The sequence below is a fragment of the Streptomyces canus 299MFChir4.1 genome, assembly GCF_000383615.1.
Classification (GTDB): domain Bacteria; phylum Actinomycetota; class Actinomycetes; order Streptomycetales; family Streptomycetaceae; genus Streptomyces; species Streptomyces canus_C.
Map to the genome: position 1 here is coordinate 1 of NZ_KB911671.1, position 8,629 is coordinate 8,629.

The 8,629-nt window shown below is 64.2% G+C and carries 11 protein-coding genes; 7 read left to right on the forward strand and 4 right to left on the reverse strand.

Features of this window, described 5'->3' with window-relative positions; all coding sequences use genetic code 11:
* The coding region (locus H293_RS61240) for a transposase (protein ID WP_020124924.1) at positions 1-177 on the reverse strand (177 nt) is incomplete at its 3' end.
* 421 nt (positions 178-598) lie between these two features.
* Between H293_RS61240 and H293_RS0148280 the strand changes: the two genes are divergently transcribed.
* The 3 genes from H293_RS0148280 (at position 599) to H293_RS61970 (ending at position 3,798) form a co-directional block, all read left to right on the forward strand.
* Complete coding sequence (locus tag H293_RS0148280; protein ID WP_106968643.1) at positions 599-1,222, forward strand: hypothetical protein; 624 nt, start codon at positions 599-601, stop codon at positions 1,220-1,222.
* Positions 1,223-1,841: 619 nt separating this feature from the next.
* Positions 1,842-3,167: an AAA family ATPase gene (locus tag H293_RS56885; protein ID WP_078612958.1), complete on the forward strand. Its 1,326-nt coding sequence runs from the start codon at positions 1,842-1,844 to the stop codon at positions 3,165-3,167.
* A 4-nt stretch (positions 3,168-3,171) separates the two neighbouring features.
* A complete protein-coding gene (locus H293_RS61970) occupies positions 3,172-3,798 on the forward strand; it encodes a DUF4276 family protein (RefSeq protein WP_472727937.1) in 627 nt (208 codons plus the stop codon).
* 359 nt (positions 3,799-4,157) lie between these two features.
* Here H293_RS61970 and H293_RS61245 read toward each other — a convergent pair whose 3' ends face one another.
* From H293_RS61245 to H293_RS0148300, 3 genes are read right to left on the reverse strand one after another with little or no spacing between them, the layout of a single operon-like run.
* The gene (locus H293_RS61245; protein WP_020124927.1) at positions 4,158-4,562 is read right to left on the reverse strand and encodes a hypothetical protein; all 405 of its coding nucleotides are present in this window, start codon (positions 4,560-4,562) and stop codon (positions 4,158-4,160) included.
* Positions 4,556-4,984, reverse strand: a complete 429-nt coding sequence (locus H293_RS0148295) for an ATP-binding protein (protein WP_020124928.1) — start codon at positions 4,982-4,984, stop codon at positions 4,556-4,558. Before H293_RS0148295 ends, H293_RS61245 begins: the two co-directional genes overlap by 7 nt.
* Positions 4,985-5,030: 46 nt before the next feature.
* Positions 5,031-5,462: an NUDIX hydrolase gene (locus tag H293_RS0148300; RefSeq protein ID WP_028808869.1), complete on the reverse strand. Its 432-nt coding sequence runs from the start codon at positions 5,460-5,462 to the stop codon at positions 5,031-5,033.
* A gap of 85 nt (positions 5,463-5,547) precedes the next feature.
* Between H293_RS0148300 and H293_RS0148305 the strand changes: the two genes are divergently transcribed.
* The 4 genes from H293_RS0148305 to H293_RS0148320 all read left to right on the forward strand — a co-directional run.
* Positions 5,548-6,339 (forward strand): GntR family transcriptional regulator, encoded by a 792-nt coding sequence (locus H293_RS0148305; protein WP_020124930.1) that lies wholly within the window; start codon positions 5,548-5,550, stop codon positions 6,337-6,339.
* 169 nt (positions 6,340-6,508) lie between these two features.
* Positions 6,509-6,865, forward strand: a complete 357-nt coding sequence (locus H293_RS0148310; protein WP_020124931.1) for an SCO3933 family regulatory protein — start codon at positions 6,509-6,511, stop codon at positions 6,863-6,865.
* Positions 6,865-8,241: an FtsK/SpoIIIE domain-containing protein gene (locus H293_RS0148315; RefSeq protein WP_020124932.1), complete on the forward strand. Its 1,377-nt coding sequence runs from the start codon at positions 6,865-6,867 to the stop codon at positions 8,239-8,241. The genes H293_RS0148310 and H293_RS0148315 overlap by 1 nt, the downstream gene beginning before the upstream one ends.
* Before the next feature lie 86 nt (positions 8,242-8,327).
* The coding region (locus H293_RS0148320; protein ID WP_020124933.1) for a DUF2637 domain-containing protein at positions 8,328-8,629 on the forward strand (302 nt) is incomplete at its 3' end.

Consider the following 8,629-nt stretch of genomic DNA (forward strand, 5'->3'; position numbering starts at 1 on the left):
GTGGTTGACGCGTTCCTCGCTGACCTGCCCGTATTCGGCGTTGCAGAGGGCGTCGGCCTCGGCGGACATGAGTGCGTCGGCGAACGTCTTGACCATCGCGCGCAGCAGGTCGGGACTCGCCGCGGCGAGGTTGTCCTCGGCGAGGGCGTGCAGGGGCAGACTGTCTGGTGCGGTCATCGTGCTGATCTCCTTCGAGGCTTCGACACTTCGAAGATCAGCCGGTGGCCGTTCATCTATGCGGGCCCCATCCCGATGCCGGGGCAAACCCCCGGATCAGGTCGAACCCGTACACCACTTCCCTGGACGCAACCCCGGGCGGGTCATGACCGTCGACCAGCTGCGACTGCCGGCAGGGACAGGCGCTTAGAAGATGCGGGCACGCCCTGGTGGGGCGGTTAGGTGGCACCTTGATGCCTCCGTTCCGCCGTCAGGGCTGCCGTCACTGCGAGCGACAGAGTCGGGCGATCGACTGGTGGTTGTAGCACGTGAGTGGCAGGTGCGGTGAACCCTGCTCAGGCGGTGTGCGCTCCCCCTGTGCGCTGGTTGCCACCTTGTGTGATCCGCCCGGGCGCAGCACGGTTTAGCTGGATGCTGCTCGGTGCTGTTCTGCAGGACCACCAGTGAAGGGCGGTACGTCGTGGGTTCAGCCAGTCAATGGGCACGTGAGACCTTCGGGGACATAGCCGGTGAACTGGCGGACATCATCCCGGCTTGCCTCATCCGGGCTCATGAGCGGGCCCGAACCGGACACGAAGGCGTTCACACTCAAACTCTTGAAGCCTACGGACATGGCCTCTACGCCGTGCAGTACGAGGAACTAGCCGCCGGCATCGCCGAGCTTGGGGAAGCCGTGCGCCTGCAAGGACGCACGATGATGCTCGTCCGGGGCCACCTGATCTATCCCCTCCGCTACGCGAAGAAGGACGTGCCTGTCACGGCCGCACGTCTCCGCCGGGCCACAGGGTTCCGAGCAGATCTGATCCGCCGCTACGGCCCGCCTCCCAGGCAACAGGCATTCGACCTGGACTGGGGAGAACTCGACGACTCCGAGGTACATCCAGACTTGGAGCTGCTTCCCGAAGACGTACAGCTCGTCCTCGTCGCCTATGCCTGCTCGATGGAGAAGGGCGTCATGGGCATCGAGTGGGGTTCCGCGGAGTTACGCCGAGAGGACCGGTACCTGATCTGGCATCGTCACGAGCCGCTGCCAGCCAGAGATTGACCCAGAGAGAGGGTAGGCAGACGAGTGTCAACGGCTCACGACGCTAGTTGCGACGTGCGCCGGCCCAAACGGGAGCGCGAGCCAACAGCTCACGCGCCTTGAGGAACTACGTCTAGAGCTGCGTGAAACCTACGCGCCCCTCATGCACAGCGTCCGTGTCATCGTCCTTGAAGGGCCGTCCCAGACCGCCGTAGCGGCCCAGGCCGTCCTGGACGCATCGTTGAGAGCCAACCAATGCCTCTGGCGCATCACCCGCAGGGACGGCACCGAGCACTCTCGCTTCGACGAAGTGCGGGAGTCCTATCTGCAGCGCCAGGAGCGCGTTGTCCAATCGGCACGCGCCGCGATGGCAGCATCCTGATCGCGTGCTGCATCTCCTCGGTTCAGCCACAAGAGAGCGATTCGGCCACGCTGGCCTGACGGGTCCTCTGCACTCGATAGGCCTCCCACCCGGGACTACCCAGTTGGCCCTGAGAGGCGGCGACACTTGATCCCCCAACTCCTCACCCCTGGGGGGTGAACTGGCACAAGTCGGAGACAGCTCTGGTCCTCATGCTGCATCATATGACCCTGCCATCGATCAAGTGGAATCCTTTCGGCGCCCCAATTAGGGACAAGTATGCGACTCGACAGCTTGCGAATTAAGCGATTCAAGTCTTTGTATGACGTGAGTCTGGACTTCAGCAACTTTCGCGTACTTACCGGCCCTAATGGATCCGGAAAAAGTAACCTGGTGGACGCTATCGGATTCCTTGGGGAGGTCTACCGTTTCGGCATCGACTACGCTGTTGGACGATCGGGGGGAATCGATTCAATCGCTTTCAGGGCTCAGCGGAGAACTACCATCGGCGTTCAGTTTGTAGTTAAAGCATCACTTAATCTCTCTGAGCTCCCCCTCTATAGAAACCGCAATCGATCGCGAAAGGTATCCATCCCTGACCTCGCTTTCTCGATCGAGCATTCCTTCACCATCAAGCCAGCTTCCGGAAGTAGCGCATCCGACTATGCAGTGAGTCGGGAGACTTTCAAAGTCCATTCAGAACACGAAGATGGCTGGAAAGAAATTCTGAGCCTTACCGGCGACGCCTCCAGCGATCCTCAAATCAGTATGATTTCGAGTGCTGGTCTCACCGACGAAGTGATGGAATCCTATCGTTACGCACTGGGTTATCTTTGGCGAGAAAGAGAGGCTAACGCCCAAGATGAGCTATTCAGTCTTCCGGGAACGCAAGCAACTTCCGGCCTCGACTCACTATCCAGCCCTTTCCCGATCTTCCGCGAATTTCGGCAGCGAATGTCATTCATCCAGGCATACAGGCTGAACCCTTCTGCTTGCCGAAAGCCCGGAGCATTGACTCCGAACGCATCTCTGGATAGCGACGGAGGTAACCTACCGGCGGTTGTTGCACGAATGGCCCTCAGGCAACCTGCGGTTTGGCAACGCGTCATGGCAGGAATGCGCCACATCATGTCCGGCCTTGAGAATATCTCTACGGAACCGAGTCCCGACAGTGGCGGATTGGTGCTGAAATTCCACGAGAAGGGCGGCGGTCGTCCGTGGTTTGCTCGCGAGGTATCAGACGGCACCATTCAAGCTCTCGCGCTTCTTATCGCATTGCATGACAAGAGGCGACCAATCGTGCTCATCGAGGAGCCAGAAAACGCAATCCATCCATGGGTGCTCCGCCGATTCCTCGATGACTGTCGAGAGGTCGGAGACCGCCAGGTTGTCTTGACTACACACAGTCCTATTCTGCTCAAGCTGCTTCGTCCCGAAGAGGTGGTCCTCCTATGGCGAGCCTCCGGGAAATCCAATATTAAGCCTCTCGTTAAGGCCATGCCCGAAGTGCATGATCTCTACTACGAGAAGGGCTTCGACGTATTTGACGTTTACGACAGTGGCCTGATTCCGCAGTCATTGCCCGGCAATGAAGCCGAAGGGTGAATTCATGCGCAAGGTGGGGGTAGTGACTGAGGGCGAGTCAGAAGTTAGAGGACTTCCAATGCTTTACCCACAACTTGAGCGGAGACTGGGTCTGCAGATATTGCGTCCGGTACGCGCTTCGGTTGATCCCCTGGCTCCTGTCGCGGTCCTTGCTCGTGGAGCACGCACAGGGATCCAAATGGCCTTTGCGCGCGGCGCCCAACTCGTAGTCTTTCTCGTAGATCGCGAGATGAGTCAGACCCTAGCCTCAAAACGAGCAGCGGAGATTGAGGCAAAACTGCGCAGCGATATCGACGACAGGATTAGAGTTGTCGTCAAGGATCGATCATTTGAGAATTGGCTAATCGCTAGCCCTGAAGGGTTTCGAGCACAAAGGGCACGCTATGCTCGACCTGAGAGAATTGAAAGGGCGGCAGTTCCGGACAAGGCCGACAAGGTTATAGACCCATGCGAAGTAATCAATTCAGCCATGACCAAAGGTCAGTACGATAAGACCGGTGACGCTCCTAAGATTCTGGCTGCTGCAAACATCGACTCGCTCGCCGCTAATAGTCGCAGTTTCAGGCGATTTCTAGCAGTACTAGGTGATCCTGCCTTTTCCTCGGGTAGCAAGAAACCTGTGAAGCCCTAGATCAACGGCAATGCCGCGCGGTGATCAAACGAGGTCGGCGGAGCGGCTTTGGGCTGGAGCTGCTTTGGGGCGAGTGATCATGGCCCCTTAAGCTTCCGGCGAGTCGGGCAGTCTGTGGACCTGCCCGGTAAAGCACGACGTTGGGGCCATGATCTTAGAGGCTCGCCCCAAAGTGGCTGCCTAAAGCCGTGGAGCCGACCGCCCCAGCCACAGAGGGTGTCTCCCACTTCATGCCCGCAGCTCGCTAGCGCGCCGCCGGGCGCGGCCAGCCGGGGCGCAGACAGGAGGCAGGCCGCGCCGCAGAGGCGGCGCGCGCCCGCGCCGTGCGCGGGCCTTGAACCAGTAGAGAAAGTTGTAACTCAGTCGATCTGCTGGTGTGTGTGAGGCTCAGTGTGCGGTTTGAAGTCGTGAGCGCAGGGCGGAAGTTCGGCCCTCTGGCGGTGTGCCAGCGGTAGAAAGATCACTGGTCGGATCGTCCACATGATGCGGGTGCGGGTCTGGGTGAGCGTCACTGTGCAGGGCTCGGCTCGCAGCAGTGCTTTCCTCGTCCTGATACGGCCGTCGTACAGCCACCCCCACGCGTCCTGAGACGCATCAGGATCCAAAGCTGGTGAGATCGTCCGCAGTGCCACCGCCACCCATCTGTCGGCCTGCGGAGCCGAGTACGCGTCGAAGGACGCCCGGAGAATCGGCTGCGTCTCCTTTGTGAGGTCCTGGGTCCAGCACTCGCACCAGTAGCCACGTTGCGGCTTGTCCATCAGCATGGGTGATCTCCCGCGGGCGGGGCGGCGAACAGTTCCGCGGTGACCGTGTGGCCGCCGTCGCTCTCGTGGACGACGACCCGGTGAGCGATCACGCTGACCATGCCCAGGCCCCGGCCGTGCTCGGCGTCCTGGTCCTGGCGCTCGACCTTTGGAGCAGTGCCGGTACCTCCATCGTCAGTGACCGACAGCGCGATGGCCTGGGCCGATACCGCCAGAGCAAGGTGGAAGCTGCCCGCCTCCTGGCCACTCGCCGTGTGAAGGATCGCGTTCGCGCTGAGTTCGCTCACGATCAGTTCGGCGTCTTCGGCCCATGGCGATCCGCGCAGGATGTCGCGGGTCCAGCGGCGGGCCCGGCTGACCTCTTCCGGGAAACCTGGGCAAGTGAGTCCCCAGACCCGGGCTGTACTCGTATACTCGTGCATACAAGTTCCTTTATGCTGGTAGGCCGCCATGTGCAGCGGGTTCGGGCTAGACGAGTTTCACGCCGTCGTGGGCGCGGATGGCAGGTGGAGACGCCGCGTCCATCGCGTCCAGGACACGGATGGCGTACGCCTCGTCGGCAAGCCCGGAGACTTCTTCGCGGGTGGCCCAGCGCAGTGCGCGGGTCTCGTCGCCGGTGGTGGGCGTGCCGTCGGCGGCCTGGCAGCGGAAGACCAGGGAGACGATCAAACCCGTCATGTTCTTGTAGACGCCGGTCAGAGTCGCCGGAAGGGCGATCTTGATGCCGGTCTCTTCCAGGACTTCGCGTTGCAGGGCCTCGGGGATGGTCTCCTCGCGTTCGAGGACACCGCCCGGGGGTTCCCACTTGCCGTTGTCCCGGCGCTGGATCAGGAGGGCCCGGCCCAGGTCGTCGATGACGACTCCGGCCACGCTGACGGAGTGCGGGCGTTCTGTGCTCACGTTCCTCGGCCCTCTCGGATGGCTAGGCTCTCCACCGTAGCAACAACACTCGCCCACACGTCTAGATACCTAAAGGAGTGCACTCGTGACCCCTGCTCTTCCCTCCGGCCAGCTCGGTGATCTCGACCCCACGAGCGATCGTGCGGTCTTCCGGCAGATCGCCGACCAGCTGCGCGAGGCCATCGACCGTGGGCGATTCAGGGAGGGCGAGAAGCTGCCCTCCGAGGCGGAGCTAGTGGACCACTACGGGGTATCCCGGATGACCGTCCGCAACTCCTTCTCCATCCTCCAGGGGGAAGGACTCGTCCACGCCGAGCACGGCAAGGGCGTCTTCGTCCGGCCCCGCCCGCCCGTACGGCGGCTCGCCTCCGACCGGTTCGCCCGCCGGCACCGGGAGCAGGGCAAGTCCGCCTTCATCGTCGAGGCGGACACGGTCGGCAGTCATGCCCAGGTCGACAGCCTTGAGGTCAAGGAAGAGAAGGCCAGTCAGGACATCTCCACCCGGCTCGGGTCCGTGCGGCGGGTGCTTGCCAGGCGGCGCCGCTATCTCCTCGACGGCCGGCCGGTCGAGTTCGCCACCTCCTACCTCCCCCTCGACATCGCCCGCGGCACGCAGATCGCCGAACCCAACCCCGGGCCCGGCGGCATCTACGCCCGCCTCGAAGAACTCGGCCACCGCCTCGACCACTTCGAGGAGGAGATCCGGGCCCGGATGCCTTCGCCGGATGAGGTCAAGACGCTCCGGCTGGCCTCCGGCGTGCCCGTCATCCACCTGATCCGCACCGCCTTCGACACCGAAGGGCGGGCCGTCGAGGTCTGCGACACGGTCATGGCGGCAGACGCCTACGTCCTGTCGTACCAGCTTCCGGCGACCTGATCGTCCCGGTTTGAGATGGTGCGCGGGGCGCTCTCCCGAGCTCGTACACCTCACCATGCATACTCGTATAGACGAGTGGGCAAGTTGTGTGGCAGGGTGATCGTCGTGAGCCCGAGAGATCGGGTCCACAGATCACTGCATGTATAGACGAGTAGATAGGAAAACTGTCTTGCGCACCATCCGTGTTGAGACCTCCGCTGCCACGATCCTCCTCACCGAGGCTCCTGAGCCCAAGGTCCGCGACCGTCAGACCGGCGAGATCGCCAAGGACGCCGTCAGCGGTGAGGCGCTGATGACGCTCGGCGTCGTCTACATCGAGGACGGTGAGTCCTCGCTGATCAAGGTCACTGTGCCTGAGGGCGGTGTCTCCAAGGGCCTGAACCTGGGCGCTCCGGTCTCGCTGCCGGGGCTCGTCGCCCGGCCGTGGGAGTCCGTGTTCAACGGCCAGCAGCGCCATGGCATCGCCTTCCGGGCCGCTGCCGTCACTCCGGCCGTGTTCCCGGCCGCCATGGGGGCCACTGCCTGATGACCGACCTGACGACACTCCTGGAGGTGGGTGGTCCCCTCGCCGCGCTCGGCGGCGGGACCGCCTACACCCGGGCCAAGTACCCGGCGCTCTACTGGTCCGCCGTCGGCGGCCCGATATCCACCGTCCGCCTGCTCAGCTCGTACAGCTCCGTCATGGAGGCCTGCGGCCTGACCGTCGCCCCGTCCCGGCTGAGGGTCCTCGCCGTCAAGGCCACCACTCGGCGGGAGGTCCGGCCGGTTCCGCCCCGCCGGGGCATCATCCGGCCCACCTCGACCGGGCTGCGCATCCGCCTGCGGCTCGCCCTCGGGCAGGAACCCGCCGATGTCGCCGCCTCGGCCGAACGGCTGCGGCACGCCTGGGGAGTTCACGCCGTCTACGTCACCACCGTCAAGCCCGGTGTCGTCGAACTGCGGCTCGTCGGCTACGACGTGCTGCGGCGGGTGCGGATGCCCCGCAAGACCGCCTCCGGGTTCCTCAAGGTGCCGGTTGCTCTGCGGGAGGACGCGACTCCCTTCGTACGGGACTACCGGGCCGTTCCCCACCAACTCACCCTCGGCGCCACCCTGTCCGGCAAGTCCATGTACCTGCGCCACCTCATCACCGGACTGGCCCCTCAGTCCGTCGCCCTCGTGGGAATCGACTGCAAGCGCGGCGTCGAGCTGGCGCCCTTCGCCGCCCGCCTGTCCGCCCTCGCCACTGACCCCAACGAAGCCGCCGACCTGCTGCCCGCGCTGGTCAAGGAAATGGAGGACCGATACGACCTGATCAAGGCCCGGCAGGGCATCGCACCCGACACCCCGGACGAGGAGATCACCTCCGACATCTGGGGCCTGCCCGAGAGCGAACGGCCCACCCCCGTCGTCCTGTTCGTCGACGAGGTGGCCGAACTCTTCCTCACTGCCACCCGCAAGGACGAGGAACGACGGGACGAGATGGTCACCCAGCTCATCCGCCTCGCCCAGCTCGGCCGCGCGGCCGGCATCTACCTGGAGGTGTGCGGGCAACGCTTCGGTGCCGAACTCGGCAAGGGCGCCACCATGCTGCGTGCCCAGCTCACCGGCCGGGTCTGCCATCGCGTCAACGACGAAGCCTCCGCCAAGATGGCGCTTGGCGACATCGCCCCGGAAGCGGTCTCCGCGGCCTGCGCTATCGCCCCCGAACTGCCCGGCCTGGCCGTCGCGGGCGACACCTCCGGCGGCTGGTCCCGCATCCGCACGCCGTATCTCTCCCTCGGCGACGCCGCCGAGATCTGCCGGGAATCGGCGCACCTGGTGCCCGAGCTGCCCGCGCTCAAGCCCTTCCAGCCAGCCATCCCCATACGCCTCGTCGAGACTCCGGCCCCGGCAGTCCTGCCGCACCCGGTGACCGACTGACGCACCCCCTCTTCACCCGGTCGGCGTGACCGCCTCGCGCCACGTCCCTACCCCTGCCATGGCCAAAACAGAAAGGAGCCGGACCGTTGCGCGCCCATCTGGCCCGTGTCGACGCGGTGTTGGTCCAGGCGCTCATCGCCGCCGCACTGTCCTTCGCCCACATCCACGACATTGCCATGGCGGCCGGACAGGGCGGATGGAAGGCGTGGGCCTATCCGATCAGCGTTGACCTGCTGCTCGTCGCCGCATGGCGTCGACTCCGCACCGGTACGGCCAAAGCGGCGGCCTGGTGCTGGTTCGTCATCGCCCTCATCGCATCCCTCGGCGCCAACGTCGCCACCGCCGGACTCCTCGACATGACCGACGTGCCGGCCTGGCTGCGCATCCT